The organism is Hydrogenophaga soli, from assembly GCF_054777695.1.
The window spans coordinates 67,307-81,573 of the sequence record NZ_BAAHAK010000008.1 but is presented as its reverse complement, the minus strand read 5'-3'; the positions used below and the strand labels follow the sequence as shown (position 1 = coordinate 81,573).

Annotated in this window: 15 protein-coding genes; 7 read left to right on the top strand and 8 right to left on the bottom strand. The window is 67.0% G+C overall.

Translation table 11 applies throughout. The annotated features are described in order from the left end of the window. Nucleotides 1-140 precede the first annotated feature (140 nt). On the top strand, nt 141-998 hold the full coding sequence (locus ACYVB7_RS14695) for a hypothetical protein (RefSeq protein ID WP_460509033.1): 858 nt from the start codon (nt 141-143) through the stop codon (nt 996-998). Between the two features lie 48 nt (nt 999-1,046). Here ACYVB7_RS14695 and ACYVB7_RS14690 read toward each other — a convergent pair whose 3' ends face one another. Genes ACYVB7_RS14690 through ACYVB7_RS14675 form a run of 4 tightly spaced genes read right to left on the bottom strand, consistent with a single transcriptional unit; the run spans nt 1,047 to nt 3,976 of the window. Next, on the bottom strand, nt 1,047-2,483 hold the full coding sequence (locus tag ACYVB7_RS14690) for a sensor histidine kinase (RefSeq protein WP_460509032.1): 1,437 nt from the start codon (nt 2,481-2,483) through the stop codon (nt 1,047-1,049). Next, nucleotides 2,480-3,184, bottom strand: a complete 705-nt coding sequence (locus ACYVB7_RS14685; RefSeq protein WP_460509030.1) for a response regulator transcription factor — start codon at nt 3,182-3,184, stop codon at nt 2,480-2,482. Before ACYVB7_RS14685 ends, ACYVB7_RS14690 begins: the two co-directional genes overlap by 4 nt. Continuing rightward, the gene (locus ACYVB7_RS14680; RefSeq protein ID WP_460509028.1) at nt 3,181-3,501 is read right to left on the bottom strand and encodes a hypothetical protein; all 321 of its coding nucleotides are present in this window, start codon (nt 3,499-3,501) and stop codon (nt 3,181-3,183) included. Before ACYVB7_RS14680 ends, ACYVB7_RS14685 begins: the two co-directional genes overlap by 4 nt. 10 nt (nt 3,502-3,511) lie before the next feature. Further along, on the bottom strand, nt 3,512-3,976 hold the full coding sequence (locus ACYVB7_RS14675) for a Spy/CpxP family protein refolding chaperone (RefSeq protein ID WP_460509026.1): 465 nt from the start codon (nt 3,974-3,976) through the stop codon (nt 3,512-3,514). A gap of 215 nt (nt 3,977-4,191) precedes the next feature. On the opposite strand from ACYVB7_RS14675, the gene ACYVB7_RS14670 reads away from it, so the two are divergent. Together ACYVB7_RS14670 and ACYVB7_RS14665 are read left to right on the top strand one after the other, a co-directional pair. After that, on the top strand, nt 4,192-5,307 hold the full coding sequence (locus tag ACYVB7_RS14670; protein WP_460509024.1) for an alkene reductase: 1,116 nt from the start codon (nt 4,192-4,194) through the stop codon (nt 5,305-5,307). A gap of 94 nt (nt 5,308-5,401) precedes the next feature. Next, the gene (locus ACYVB7_RS14665) at nt 5,402-6,703 is read left to right on the top strand and encodes an NAD(P)/FAD-dependent oxidoreductase (RefSeq protein WP_460509022.1); all 1,302 of its coding nucleotides are present in this window, start codon (nt 5,402-5,404) and stop codon (nt 6,701-6,703) included. Between the two features lie 11 nt (nt 6,704-6,714). On the opposite strand, the gene ACYVB7_RS14660 is transcribed toward ACYVB7_RS14665, so the two are convergent. Then, the gene (locus tag ACYVB7_RS14660) at nt 6,715-7,563 is read right to left on the bottom strand and encodes a class III extradiol ring-cleavage dioxygenase family protein (protein ID WP_460509020.1); all 849 of its coding nucleotides are present in this window, start codon (nt 7,561-7,563) and stop codon (nt 6,715-6,717) included. A 22-nt stretch (nt 7,564-7,585) separates the two neighbouring features. Then, nucleotides 7,586-7,960, bottom strand: coding sequence for a protocatechuate 4,5-dioxygenase subunit alpha (locus ACYVB7_RS14655; protein ID WP_460509018.1), 375 nt, complete (start codon nt 7,958-7,960; stop codon nt 7,586-7,588). 192 nt (nt 7,961-8,152) lie between these two features. Here ACYVB7_RS14655 and ACYVB7_RS14650 point away from each other — a divergent pair, with 192 nt between their 5' ends. Together ACYVB7_RS14650 and ACYVB7_RS14645 are read left to right on the top strand one after the other, a co-directional pair. Next, a complete protein-coding gene (locus ACYVB7_RS14650) occupies nt 8,153-9,808 on the top strand; it encodes a DNA glycosylase AlkZ-like family protein (protein WP_460509015.1) in 1,656 nt (551 codons plus the stop codon). 93 nt (nt 9,809-9,901) lie between these two features. After that, complete coding sequence (locus ACYVB7_RS14645) at nt 9,902-10,771, top strand: LysR family transcriptional regulator (protein ID WP_460509013.1); 870 nt, start codon at nt 9,902-9,904, stop codon at nt 10,769-10,771. 15 nt (nt 10,772-10,786) lie between these two features. On the opposite strand, the gene ACYVB7_RS14640 is transcribed toward ACYVB7_RS14645, so the two are convergent. Next, the gene (locus tag ACYVB7_RS14640) at nt 10,787-11,227 is read right to left on the bottom strand and encodes a Cd(II)/Pb(II)-responsive transcriptional regulator (protein WP_460509011.1); all 441 of its coding nucleotides are present in this window, start codon (nt 11,225-11,227) and stop codon (nt 10,787-10,789) included. A 55-nt stretch (nt 11,228-11,282) separates the two neighbouring features. Between ACYVB7_RS14640 and ACYVB7_RS14635 the strand changes: the two genes are divergently transcribed. After that, a complete protein-coding gene (locus ACYVB7_RS14635) occupies nt 11,283-11,906 on the top strand; it encodes a cation diffusion facilitator family transporter (RefSeq protein ID WP_460509009.1) in 624 nt (207 codons plus the stop codon). Nucleotides 11,907-12,047: 141 nt separating this feature from the next. On the opposite strand, the gene ACYVB7_RS14630 is transcribed toward ACYVB7_RS14635, so the two are convergent. Continuing rightward, nucleotides 12,048-12,869, bottom strand: coding sequence for a helix-turn-helix domain-containing protein (locus tag ACYVB7_RS14630; protein WP_460509006.1), 822 nt, complete (start codon nt 12,867-12,869; stop codon nt 12,048-12,050). A gap of 210 nt (nt 12,870-13,079) precedes the next feature. Between ACYVB7_RS14630 and ACYVB7_RS14625 the strand changes: the two genes are divergently transcribed. Continuing rightward, on the top strand, nt 13,080-14,255 hold the full coding sequence (locus tag ACYVB7_RS14625; RefSeq protein WP_460509004.1) for a cytochrome P450: 1,176 nt from the start codon (nt 13,080-13,082) through the stop codon (nt 14,253-14,255). The last annotated feature ends 12 nt before the right edge of the window (nt 14,256-14,267 follow it).

Genomic DNA, 14,267 nt, shown 5'->3' with positions numbered 1-14,267 from the left:
CACCCACACCGGGGCGGCAGGCTTTTGCCCACCGCCATGGCCATGCCACGCCCCACGGCTTTCCCTCATATGACACCGCCTGGGCGACAAGGTATTCAACCCTGCTCCCAGGCATCCCTCCCCCACCCCAAGGAGCCATCATGAAACTGTTCAATTCCACGCTGGGCACCCCAACGGTGCAGGTTGCCGCCCCCGAAAACCGAGCACCCGCCCGTCAGGTCAATGCCCCCGCCCTTTCCGCGGAAAACCTGCCCATTCCCAAACGCAACCCCTTCGACACGTCCACCACCCAATATTTGGATGAAGCCTATAAGTTCATTTCGATGGATCTCGACAATCCACGAGACCAATTGAAGGATGATATTGAATTCGTCGGACAACCCCGAGTCAAAACAAGCGAGTCACTTCTGGAAATCAAAAAACAAACAGAGTTGATAACCAAACAAATATCAGCCGCACGACCAGATATTCCCGCCTCCGAATGGGATTTCGCCCTGAAAGACGGAAAACTGGTTGTGACAGGCGACAACCTGACCGACCAAGACAAGGCATGGATGGAATCAGTCCTCAACCAAAACACCCAATTGGTCAACGCCGTCACCACCCTCCACCAAGCGGCCAGCGCCTATTTCGAGACCAAACCGGGCAACTACAGCTCAAAAGTAAGAAACGAGTTCACCGAGCGGGAATACAACAAAACGTTTTACAACGTGGCAAGCCAAATGGATGGCGCCATCAAAGTCAAAGAAATGGTCTCCCAGATCGCAAAAAAAATATACCGGGCGGAAGACCCTGACAATGACAACTGGGACATCAGAACCCCACAAATCGCAAGCATGGGCCTGGGTTACATCGCCACCCAAATCAAAAGCAGCACCAAGCTGTTTGGCATGCAAGACGACCCCGCCCTGCTCATCCCGGCTTACCGAAATGGGCAATGGCTTGACAACCCCAAGAGCCCCAAAATCGACACGAGCAAAACCGCCCCTGCGGATTGAACGGCAACGCCCCCTGCGCCCACAACCGCGTGGACGGCGGGGCGGAGTTCACGCTGAAGTTGCCCCGTCTGTCGGCAACCACACCGTGACCGACAACCCGGGCTGGGCGTTGCGCACGGTCAGCGTGCCGCCGTGCGCCTGGGCCACCAGCTTGCACAGGTGAAGCCCCAGCCCCACGCCGCCCTGGCTGCGGGTGCGGGCGGTGTCGGGGCGGAAGAAGGGTTCGGTGAGCCGGTGCAGCTGGTCCTCGGGCACGCCGGGGCCGTGGTCGCGCACGGTCAGCGCCACACCCGGGGCCGTGCCGTCTGCGGCCCGTGCCAGGTGCACCTCGGGCGGCTGGCTGGCCTGGCTGCTGTGGCGCAGCGCGTTGTCCACCAGGTTGCGCAGCAGCAGGCGCATGCGGGTCGCGTCCAGCCACAACACCGGCAGGGCGGGGTCGGCCACCACCGCCACCGCGCTGGCCCCGGCATGGCGGGATTGCAGGTCCGCCAGCACCTCGCGGGCCAGGGCGGGCAGCGCCACCCGTTCGCGCTGCAAGGCGGCGTGGCGTCCGGCCAGGCGCTCGCTTTCCAGCAGGTCGGCGATGAGGTGGGCCATTTCCTGCAGGTCGCGCAGCAGGGCCTCGCGCTGGGGCAGCACCTCGGCGGTCTCGGGCAGCAGTTCGGTGTTGAGGCGGGCGCGGGTGAGGGGGCTGCGCAGCTCGTGGCTGATGGCCAGCAGCAGGGCGCGTTTGGCGTCCAGCATCTGGCGGATGTCGTCGCCCATGGTGTTGAGGGTGGCGGCCAGCTCGCCCAGTTCGTCGGGGCCGTGCAGGCAGCGCTGGGGAATGGGCTGGCTGAAGTCGCCGGAGCCAAAGCGCCGGGCCCCTTCGCCAATGGCGTCCAGCGGCTTGAGCAGGCGGCGCACATACAGCCAGGCCAGCAGGGTGAGGAACAGCAGGGCCGTCAACACATAACCCACCATGCGGGGGCGGCGCTGAAACGCCTCTTCACTCAAGCCAAAGGACACGGTGTGACCATCGGCCGTGCGCCGCTGCAGCAGAGCGGCCCATTGCGCACCGTTGGGGTTGTCGGCATGCCAGTCGGGCCGGATCTGCCCAGGGTGGGACTGCCAGTGGACCACCGGCCCTTGGATGTCGATGGTGATGGGCAGGCGCTGGGTGATGGCCTGCGCGGCCGCGATGCTGGGGGGGGCGTTGGCATCGGGGCTGATCTCGGCGGCCAGGTGGTCGACATAGTCCATCAGCAGCGGGCGTGCGGCTTCGCGCCAGCCCACCGAAAACATTTTTTGCGCTCCCGAGACCAGCACGAAGGTCATGCCCGCGGCCAGCAGCATGAACACGATGACCATGCGCAGCTTGATGGAGTGCGCCAGCCGGTGGCGGGCACGCCGCCATGCCGAATGGCGGGCGTAAAGAGCCTGGTGGGCCTGGTGGGCCTGGTGGGCCGGGGAATGCCGGGGGTAGGGGTCGGTGTCGCGCGTCATGGGCCCACCGGGCGCAAGGCCAGCGAGTAGCCTGCGTTGCGAAGCGTCTTGATGCAGTCCAGTGGCTCCAGTTTGCGGCGCAGGCGGCTGACCACGATGTCCACCGCGCGGGTGTACAGCTCGGCCTCGTGGCCCCGCAGCTGGTTGAGGATGTCGTCGCGGTTGAACACCTTGCCGGGCTCCCGCGCCAGCATCAGCAGCAGTTCGAACTCGGTGCCCGTCAGCTCCACCGTCTCCCCTTGCCGGGTGACGCTGCGGCGGGTGGGGTCCACGGTCAGGCCCTCAAAGCGCAGCGCGTCTCCCACCGATGCGGTGGCCGCCGTGCCGTTGACGCTGGTCGGTTGGCGGCGGCGCAGCACGGTCTGCACCCGGGCCACCAGTTCACGCGGCTCGAAGGGTTTGGGCAGGTAGTCGTCGGCCCCCAGCTCCAGGCCCACCACACGGTCCATCACGTCGCCACGGGCGGTGAGCATGACGATGGGGATGTCGCTGTCCTTGCGGATGGTGCGGCACAGGGCGAAGCCGTCCATCTCGGGCAGCATCACGTCCAGGATGGCGGCGTCGAACCCACCGCGGCGCAACTGCGCCAGCCCCTCGCTGGGCCGGGTGGCGTGCTCCAGTTGCAGCTCGAAGCGCTGGAAGTAGGCCGCCAGCGGCGGGCCCAGCTGCTCGTCGTCGTCGATCAGCAGGATGCGGTTCATGGCGTGGATTCTGACAGCCCACCCTCCAGACACCGGGCCCGGTGGCGCAGGATCAGGCGGCGCACGCGGTGCTGGCCGGGGCCGCCCAGGGCGTCGAAATGGTCGGCCGCCGACAGCAGCACGGGCAGCAGAGGGGCCGCCCGCGTGGGCTGCTGCTGGGACAGCCGGGCCCACAGGCCCAGGGCATGTTCGCGGTCGAACCGGGGGCCCCACACCAGGGACAGCAGCTCGGCATGGGGGTCGTCCAAGCCTTGCAGCAGCGCCGGGGCGTGGGTGCGCCCGGCCTGTGTCAAAGGGCGGGTGGGCTGGGGGTTCATGACGCGCCCCTCAGCCCCGGCCCCACCAGCCGTGGCCACGCTGGCCCAGCTTGTCGCGCAACTGTTTTTGCTGTGCCTGCGTGAGGCTGTCGTAAAAGTCGCCAAACGCGGCCAGCACCTTGGGCCCGCTGGCCTGCACGGCCTGGGTCTTCTGGTCCAGCAGGGCCTGGGCCTGGGCGCGGTCGAACGTGTCACCGGCGATCAGGGTCTGGAGGTCGGCACGGGTGTCGGTGGTCCCCCCCTTGAGGGCCTTGCGGGAGGCGATCACCTCGTCGGCCAGCACGCCGAGCTTCTGTTTCTGGGGCGCGGTCAGGTCCAGTTTGTCGGTGATCTTGTCGATCACCTTGCCGCGCACTTCGGCCACACGCTCGTCGCTCCAACCGCGGGCGTGGTGCGTGCCGCAGGCGGTGAGCCCGCCCAGGACGACGGTGATGGAGGTCAGGCCGATGAGGCTGCGCTTGATCCAGGGTTTCATGGGGTGGCTCCTTGTGGAACGGTGTTGAACATGGGCTTCATGGTGCCCAGCCCCACCCCAGGGCGGGTGTCGAGGCTGTAGCGGTTTTTTTCGTTTTGTTTCACCCCCAGCCTCAAAGCCCCATGCCACCGCCCAGCATGCGCCCAGGTGACTGCCGGGCGCGGCCCGGGTGCCCACAATGCCCGCCACTGTTCCACTGTGGAGTGCTCCTCACCATGTCTTCTCTGTTCGACCCCATCCAGGTGGGCGCCTGGTCGCTGGCCAACCGCATCGCCATGGCCCCGTTGACCCGCAACCGCTCGCCCGGCGCGGTGCCCCAGACCATCACCGCCACCTACTACGCGCAGCGGGCCACGGCGGGCCTGCTGATTTCGGAGGGCACGGCCATCAGCCACCAGGCCCAGGGGTATGCCGACGTGCCCGGCCTGTACACGCCCGAGCAGGTCCAGGCCTGGCAGGCCGTGACGGCGGCGGTGCATGCGGCAGGCGGCAAGATCGTCACCCAGCTGTGGCATGTGGGCCGGGTGTCGCACACCTCGCTGCAACCGGGGGGTGGCGCGCCCGTGGCCCCGTCGGCCATTGCGGCCCAAACCAAGACGGTGCTGTTGGACCACGGCGTGCCACGCTTCGAGGCCACCTCGGTGCCCCGCGCCCTGGCGCTGGACGAGTTGCCGGGCATCGTGGCCGACTACCGCCGTGCCGCCCGTGCCGCCCTGGAGGCCGGTTTTGACGGTGTGGAAATCCACGCCGCCAACGGCTACCTGCTGGACCAGTTCCTCAAGACCGGTGCCAACCAGCGCACCGATGCCTACGGCGGCCCCATCGAGCACCGGGCCCGCCTGTTGCTGGAGGTGGTGGCCGCGGTGTGTGACGAGATCGGGGCTGAACGCACCGGCATCCGCCTGTCGCCCGTCACCCCGGCCAACGACATCGTGGACGCCGACCCGCAGCCGCTGTTCGAGCATGTGCTGCGCCAGTTGGCCACCCACAAACTGGCGTTTGTGCACGTGATCGAGGGCTCCACCGGTGGCCCGCGCGAGCTGCCCGACCGCCCCTTTGACTACGCCGCTGCCAAGGCCGCCTACCGGGCCGCCGGCGGGGCTGCGGCCTGGATGGTGAACAACGGCTACACCCGCGAGCTGGCCGACGCCGTGGTGGCCGACCCGGCGCTGCCCACGGGGGCCGACCTGGTGTCGTTCGGGCGGCCCTTCATTGCCAACCCCGACCTGGTGGAACGCCTGCGCCGCAACGGCCCCTACAACGAGGGCCAGCGCGCCACCTACTACGGCGGCGGCGCGGTGGGTTACACCGATTACCCCACGCTGTCCTGAGTCGCACCGCCCTGAGCTGCACAGTCCTGAATTGCTAGCAAACAGGCCAACCAGAAAAAGCGCAGGAGTTCAAAAAAGCTTGTAAATTGTGACCATGATCCAGCCCACCACACCCGGCGCACCGCCCTCCGCCACCCCGAACCCACCGGGGGTCGCATCCGCCCCGCAGGTGCTGGTGCTGGGGGCGGGCATGGTGGGGGTGTGCACCGCCCTGCACCTGCAAGCGCGGGGTGTGCAGGTGGCCCTGGTGGACCGGCGCGGGCCGGGGCAGGAAACCTCACACGGCAACGCGGGCATCATCCAGCAGGAGGCGGTGGCGCCCTATGCCTTCCCGTTCGACGCGGGTCTGCTGTGGGGCGTGGCACTGCGTCGCGCCCCCGAAATCCACTGGCATGCCGCCGCCCTGCCCGCGCTGCTGCCGCGGCTGCTGCGTTATGTGTGGCACTCGCTGCCCGCGCACCACGCCGTCATTGCCCAGGCCTACAGCCGCCTGGTGGCGCTCGCCACGTCAGAGCACCAACCCTGGGTGGAGGCCGCCGGGGCCAACGATCTGGTCAGCCGCCAGGGTTTTCGCTTTGGCTACCGCAGTGCCCGGGGGCTGGACGACGCGGTGCGCGAGGCCACGGCCAACCGGGAACGTTTTGGGGTGCCCTTCCAGGTGCTGGATGGCCCCGCCCTTCAGCGCGCCGAACCAGCGCTGCATGCCCCGCTGGTCGGGGCCATCCATTGGACCGAGCCCTGGAGCGTGAGCGACCCCGGCGAACTGGTGGCGCGTTACGCCCGCCTGTTCCAACAACGGGGGGGCCTGCTGGTGCAAGGTGATGCCACCACCCTGCACCAGCACGGCAGTGGCTGGCGGGTGCAGACCCCGCAAGGGCCGCTGGAGGCCGAGCAGGCCGTGGTGGCGCTGGGCCCCTGGTCGGGCGACCTGGCGCAGCGCCTGGGCTGGCCGGTGCCGCTGTTCGTCAAGCGCGGCTACCACCAGCATTACGACACCCCGCAGCGCCTGAACCTGACGCTGCTGGACGCCGAACGCGGCTACGTGCTGGCCCCCATGCGCCGCGGCCTGCGCCTGACCACCGGGGCCGAACTGGCCCGGCTGGGCAGCCCGCCCACCCCGGTGCAACTGGCCCGCACTGAGGCCTGCGCCCGCGAGCTGCTGGACCTGGGCCGCCCGGTGGACGACGCCCCCTGGCTGGGCAACCGCCCCTGCATGGCCGACATGCTGCCCGCCATTGGCCCGGTGCCCGGGCAAGCGGGCCTGTGGTTCAACTTCGGGCATGGGCACCAGGGCTTCACGCTGGGCCCGGTGTCGGGGCGGCTGCTGGCCGAACAGCTGACCGGCCAACCCACGGTGGTGGACCCCACGCCCTACCTGCCCCAGCGTTTTCGCTGAGGCACGACCTCTCAGTCCGCCACCTCCAACGCGGCCACCGCGGTGGCGGTGTTGGAAATGGGGATGTGGTAGTTGGCGCAGACCTTCTTCACGCCCGAGCCCGCTGCCGTGAGGGCCCCGCGCATGGCCAGCCACATCAGCAGTTCCACGCCCTGGGTGCCAGCCTTTTCCACAATTTCGTGGATGCTGAACTGCGTGGCCCACTCGGGGTTGGTTTCCAGGCTCTGCAAGAACTGCAAGTCAAAGCGCTTGTTGATGAACCCGGCGCGTTCGCCCTCCAACTGGTGCGACAAGCCGCCGGAGGCCAGCACGGCCACCTTTTTGTCGCTGTCCCATTGGGCAATGGCCTCGCCCACAGCCTTGCCCAGCGCGTAGCAGCGGCTGGCCTTGGGCAGCGGGAACAGCACGGTGTTGATGCACACAGGCACCACCGTCACCGGGTAGTTGCCTTCGGGATAGAACAGCTTGAGCGGCAGCGAGCAGGCGTGGTCCACCAGCATCTCCTGGCAGGTGACCACGTCGAACTCCTGGTCCACCAAGTGGTTGATGATTTGCCACGACAGGTCCACCTCGCCGCGCAGCGGCTCCAGCGAGGGGATGCCCCAGCCTTCGTCGCTGTTGACGTACTGCGGTGCCGCGCCCACGGCAAAGGTGGGCATCTTGTCGAGGAAGAAGTTGAGGCCGTGGTCGTTGTAGAAGATCACGATCACGTCGGGCTTTTTCTCCCCCAGCCAGCGGTGGATGGGCGGGAAGGCGTCGAAAAAGGGCTTCCAGTACGGGGTTTGCTGGTCGCCGCGGTGGATGGCGCCGCCAATGGCCGGGATGTGCGAGGTGCCGAGGCCGCCGATGAGTTGTGCCATGTGCTTGTCTCCGTGGGATGGCTCAAAGGCCGGGTTGTTGGTTGGCGGCCACCAGCTTGGCCTTGAATTCGTCCTTGGTCATGCCAGTCTGCTGGGCACCGATGTCCTGCATGTCCAGCTTGAAGATGCCGGCGAACTTGGCCAGGTAGTAAGCGTTTCCCCCTGCCGCCAGCAGTTGCAGCACGTTGCGGGCACGGATGGCGGCGGCCTGCTCGTCGCTCAGGCCGTACTTCCTCATGTAGGCCTCTTCATCGGCCACAAAGGCCTCGCGGTTGGCGGCGTCGTTGAACGAGAAGCACATCTTGTTGAGCGCATAACCCTTGCGCGCCCAGGTGTCGTCAAACGGTTCGGTGCCGGGGATGGGGGCATGCCCGTCTGAGTGGGGTTTCAAGGCCATGGTTGTCTCCTGTGTGGGCGTTTGAATGGGGGACTGGCCGCGGAGTATTCCGAAAGGCTTGCATCTGATAAACAGCGGATTCATCATTTGATGCATGAAGTTTTTCGAATTGAGCTCAGCCAGAAACCTAGAATCATCCGAAGCCCAGCGTCGGCCCTGGCCGCAACGCCATACCTTCAAAACCGCTGCCGCATGATCCCTCACCTGCCGCCCTCTGAGTCTCTGACCGTCGAGTTCAAAAGCGACCGCAAACGCCTGTCCGACACAGAGTTGATTGACGCGGTGGTCTGCCTGGCCAACGCCGAAGGGGGCGAAATCTGGCTGGGGGTGGAAGATGACGGCACCCCCACGGGGTTGCATGCCGAGCATCGGTTGCTGGCTGGCCTGCCTGGGCTGGTGGCCGCGCGTACCTCGCCCGCCGTGTCAGTGAAGGTGACCCCTGTGGATCTGGGCACCACTCGGGTGGCCCGCATCGCCGTACCCAAGGCGCAAACCGAGGTGTCCACCGCCGCGGGCGTGTACCTGCGCCGCCGCCTCAGGCACGACGGCACGCCTGAGTGCACCCCCATGCTGCCGCACGACCGCGCCAGCCGACGCGCCCACCTGGGACTGGCCGACACGTCGGCTCAGCCTGTTGCAGATGCCACGTTGGCCGATTTCGACCCGCTGGAACGCGAGCGCCTGCGCCAAGCAGTGCAGCAATACGGGGGCGATCGCGTGTTGTTGGAACTGGACGACGAGGCGCTGGACGGAGCATTGGGTTTCACCACACGCCAACCCGACGGCAGCCGCGTACCCACACTGTGCGGCCTGTTGATGGTGGGGCGCGAGTCCGCGCTGCGCGAACGGGTTCCCACGCACGAGTTTGCCTTTCAAGTGCTGGAGCGGGAAGCGGTCCGTTTCAACGAATTCAGGCGTTTTCCGCTGCTCAAGGCGCTGGACTGGCTGGAAACCAACTTTCGCCCCTACAACCCTGAACAAGAGCTTCAGGTGGGCCTGTTCCGGGTGCCAGTGCCCATGGTGGACATGGGGGCCTACCGCGAGGCGGTGGCCAATGCACTGATCCACCGCGACTACCACCGTCTGGGTGCCGTGCACGTGAGACTCGACGACACGGGACTGACGGTGAGCAACCCCGGCGGTCTGGTCGACGGCGTCACACTGGCCAACCTGCTGACCACCGAACCACGCCCACGCAACCGTGCACTGGCCGATGCCATGAAGCGCGTGGGCTTGGTGGAGCGCTCGGGCCGGGGAGTAGACACCATTTACCGAGGCATGCTCAAGTTCGGTCGACCGGCACCGGACTACGGCCGAACCGACAGTGGCAATGTCGTGGTGCGCCTGCCCACCGATGCCGCAGACCTGGACTTTCGCCGCATGGTGGTGGAAGAAGAGCGCCGTCGCAGTGGTGAGTTGCCCATTGACAGCCTGATTGCGCTGGCATCGGTACGCGAACTCAAACGCGTGACCACCGATGAACTGGCCGGACGCATCCAGCGCGACGCAGCCAACGCCAAGCGCACGCTGGAAGCCCTGGCCGAAGCCGGGCTGGTGGAAGCACACGGCACAGCACGCGGGCGCAGCTACACGTTGTCAGCCTCCGTGTACCAGCAGCAAGGCAACCGGGCAGCCTACACCCGTCAGGCGGGCTTTACCGCTCTTCAAAACGAGCAACTGGTGCTGAACTACGTGCGCCAACACGGACAAATCAAACGGGCGGACGTGATGGGTCTGTGCAGGCTCAGCGAGGGACAGGCCAAGGAACTGATCAAGAAACTCAAGGCCCGAGGTGCCCTGATCCAGCATGGTGAGCGCAGGTCGGCCTACTACACCGCGGATAAGTAACCGAGGAAAGCATGGGAAACGGTTATGGATGTTTTTGGATGTTTTTGGATGTTTTTGATCCATCCCATCCATTGAATCATCGGATCCACGCGCATGGCTGACCACCTCGACACCCACGCCCTGCGCCTGCTGGTGGCGGTGGTGGATGCGGGCAGCATCACCGGCGCGGCGGTGGCGCTGGGGGTGACGCAGTCGGGGGTGAGCCACCAACTGGACAAGCTGCGCCGCCTGACGGGCGACCCGTTGTTTGTCAAGAACGGGCGCGGCATCGTGCCCACGGCGCGGGCGGTGCGGCTGGCCGACGAGGCCCGCGAGCTGCTGCAACGCCTGCAGGCGTTTGCCCACCTGGGCGCGTTCGACCCGGCGCACTGGCAGGCCCACATCACCATTGCCGCCAACGATTTGCAGCGCGACGTGCTGCTTCCCCCGCTGCTGGCGCGGCTGCGCACCGAGGCCCCGGGCGTCACGCTGCGGGTGCTGCCGTCCAACGTGCCCAGCGTGGACATGCTGCGCAGTGGGCAGTGCGACCTGGTCATCAGCCCGCGCCCGCCCGAGGGCAGCGACATCGTGCAAAAGCGCCTGTTCGAGGACCGCTACCGCGTGTTCTGGGACCCGGCGCAGCGCAGCGCTCCCGCCGACCTGGCCGACTACCTGGCCAGCGACCACATCACCGTGTTGTACGAGGCGCAGCGCCCCTTGAGCCTGGACACCCTGCTGGCCCAGCAGGGCGTGCAGCGCCGCTTTGTGGCCACGGTGCCCGGCTTTGGTGGGGTGGCGGCCTTTCTGCGCCACAGCCCGTTGCTGGTGACCGCGCCCAGCCTGCTGGGCCAGCACCTGCTGCGCGAGCTGGCCAGCGCCGAGCCGCCGCTGCCCACCCCGCCGCTGCCCATGTACCTGATCTGGCACCTGCGCCACCAGCACGACGAGGCGCACCGCTGGCTGCGGGGGCTGCTGGCGGGCTGACCTCCGGCCCGGGATTCAGGCATCGGCGTGGCAAGCGCAAGCCTCGCCGTGCGCCGCGGCCACCAGCTCGTCAAGGATGCCGCAGTGGCGCTGCCCGTTGGCCGCCACATGGCCGCCGTTGCAGCGTGCGCGCAGCTGCAGCAGCTGTTTCTCCAGCGCCTGCATGCTGGCCAGCCGCGCCCGCACGCGGGCCAGTTGGTCGTCCACCAACGCCTCCACGTCCAGGCAGCCCTCGGCGGGTTGGTCCAGAAAACCGAGCAACTGGCGCACGTCGGCCAGGGGCATGTCCAAGGCCCGGCAATGGCGGATGAAGGACAGGCGCTCCAGGTGGGCGTCGCCATAGTCGCGGTAGCCGTTGTCGCGGCGGGCGGGGGCGGGCAGCAGGCCCTGCTTTTCGTAGTAGCGGATGGTTTCAACGTCCACGCCGGTGCGGCGCGCCAAGTCTTTGATTTGCATGCTTGACACTGTAGCGACTCCAGGGTTTTCAATGGCGGCATTGAAGGAGAAACCCATGTCCGAACACTGCCACGGCCAGTGCTGCCACGACGCGCCGCCCGCTGAATCCATCGTCAACCTCAACCGCTATCGCCGCGTGCTGTGGACGGCGCTGGCCCTCAACGCGGCCATGTTTTTTGTGGAGCTGCTGGCGGGTGCACAGGCGGGCTCGCTGTCGTTGCTGGCCGATGCCATCGACTTCGCGGGCGATGCCCTCAATTACGGCGTGTCGCTGGCGGTGCTGGCCTCGGCCTTGGCCTTTCGCGCCAAGGCCGCGGCGGTCAAGGCCCTGTCCATGATGGGGTTTGGGGTGTACGTGCTGGGCAATGCCTTGTGGTCGCTGTGGCACGGCACGCCCCCCAACGCGCTGACCATGGGTGTGGTGGCCCTGCTGGCACTGGCCGTGAACGTGGGGGTGGCGGTGATGCTGTACGCCTTTCGCGAGGGTGATGCCAACATGCGCAGCGTGTGGCTGTGCTCGCGCAACGACGCCATTGGCAATGTGGCCGTGATGCTGGCCGCGCTGGGCGTGTTCGGCACCGGGTCGGCCTGGCCCGACCTGCTGGTGGCCGGGTTGATGGCCGCCTTGGCCCTGCAAGGCGGCTGGGCGGTGTGGCGGCAGGCGCGACAAGAGATGTAAGCCCCGCCCCACGGCGCGTGTGCCTGCCCCAGCCGTGACCTGACAGTCGCCCCTTTGCGCAGAAAAATCAAAGAAAAATGGCACTCAGCGCTTATGAATAAAGCGTGAGCAGCTATCGCAAATATAGCAACCTATACACCCTCAGCGGCGCTGCGCCAAACGCCACTGCTGCGGGCTCAGGCCGGTTTGCCGACGAAAGAAGCGCGAAAAGTAGGCCGGGTCGTCAAACCCCAGCTCCAGCGCCAGGCTGGCCGCGGGGGCGGCCACGTACAGCAGGCGGCGGCAGGCTTCGCGGGTGAGGCGCTCGTGCACCAGCGCCTGGGCGCTGCGGTTGCTGGCGGCACGCACCAGGCGGTTGAGGCGGGCGGTGCTCAGCCCCAGGCGCTGGGCGTACTGCGCCACCGTCCAGTGCGCCAGGTGGTGAGCTTCCACCAGGGCCAGAAACCGGGTGAACAAGGCCTGCCGCGGGTGCCCGGCCTTGTGCGGCCTTTGCGCGTCCTGCACATGGGCCAGACGCCACAACAAGGCCCGGGCCAGCCAGGTGGGCGTGGGAGAAGGGTTGGACGCCAGGCCGCCCCAAGCGAACTCCGCCGCCAGCTCGCGCATCAGGGCGTCCAGGCGCTGGGCGCCCTCGGCATCGTCGCGCATGTCCAGCACGCGCGGGGCGGCAAACAGGGTTTCGAAGGCGGCCCCCACGGTTTGAAAGTCCCCTTCCGACAGGAAGCGGCTCGACAGCGTCAGCACCCAGCCGTCGGTCCCGGGCGCAAACTGGAACCCGTGCACCACCGCCGGGGGCACCACGATGGCCACCGGCCCGGGCAGCGCCGTGCGCTGTTCGTCCAAGGCCACGGTGACCGAGCCCTGCCGCACCCACAACACCTGGTACAGGCCCTGGTGGAGGTGGGGGGCGATTTCCCACTGGTACTGGCTGCTGCGGGCCTGCACCTCCTCAACGTGCAGCAATTCAGGCGCTGAACCAGCGACCTCTCCATACAGGTCAAACCGCGGAATGGCGGGCGGGGCTGCGGGTATACCCGAACGGCGAGGTGAAGGCGTTTGGCGCATGCCCCAAGAATGAACCAAAAGTACCCGATTGAACAGGCATTTGTACCGTGCAACGCAGGGGCTGGAAACCTAAAGTCCACCCACCCCAAACCACAACAGGAGACAAGCATGTTCGCCTTCGACCCGTATTCCCCGGCGGTGGACGCCGATCCGTTCCCGTTTTACAAGCGCCTGCGCGACGAGTTCCCCTGCTTCTGGAGCGCCGAAGCCCAGATGTGGGTGCTGTCGCGTTACAGCGACATCGTGACCGCGCTCAACGACTGGCAAACCTACTCCAGCGCCAGCGGCAACCTCATGACCGAACTGCCAGGCCGCGCCGGGGCCACGCTGGGCAGCTCCGACCCACCCAAGCACGACCGCCTGCGTGGCCTGATCCAGCACGCCTTCATGAAGCGCAACCTGCTGGCGCTGGAAGAACCCATCCGCGACGTGGCCAAGCAGGTGTTCGGCCAATTGAACGGCGTGGACGAGTTCGACTTCAAGGAGGTGTCGTCCCAGTTCACCGTGAAAGTGCTGATGGCCGCACTGGGCCTGCCCATGGGGGCCGACGCCCTGGTGCCCGAGCAGGAGGTGCGCGACAACGCCGTGCTGATGGTGCAAAGCGATGCCCGCACCCGCGCCAAAGGCCCCGAGCACATCGCCGCGTACAACTGGATGCAGGACTACGCCAGCAAGGTCATTGCCCTGCGCCGCGCCAACCCGCAAAACGACCTGATCAGCCACTTCGCCATGGCCGAAATCGACGGCGACCGACTGGACGACCGCGAGGTGCTGCTGACCACCACCACGCTCATCATGGCCGGAGTGGAAAGCCTGGGCGGCTTCATGATGATGATGGCCTACAACCTGGCCACCTTCACCGACGCCCAGGCCGCCGTGGTGGCCAACCCCGCACTGCTGCCCGACGCCGTGGAGGAAAGCCTGCGTTTCAACACCTCGGCCCAACGCTTCCGCCGCCGCCTCATGAAGGACGTGACCCTGCACGGCCAGACCATGAAAGAAGGCGACTTTGTGTGCCTGGCCTACGGCAGCGGCAACCGCGACGAACGCCAGTACCCCAACCCAGACGTGTACGACCTGGGCCGCAAGCCCCGCGGGCACCTGGGTTTTGGCGGTGGCGTGCACGCCTGCCTGGGCACGGCCATTGCCCGTTTGGCGGTCAAAATCGCGTTCGAGGAATTCCACAAGGTGGTGCCCAGCTACCGCCGGGTGGCCGACCAACTGCCCTGGATGCCCTCGTCCACCTTCCGCAGCCCGCTGGTGCTGACCCTGGCACGCACCTGAAGCACACGCAAA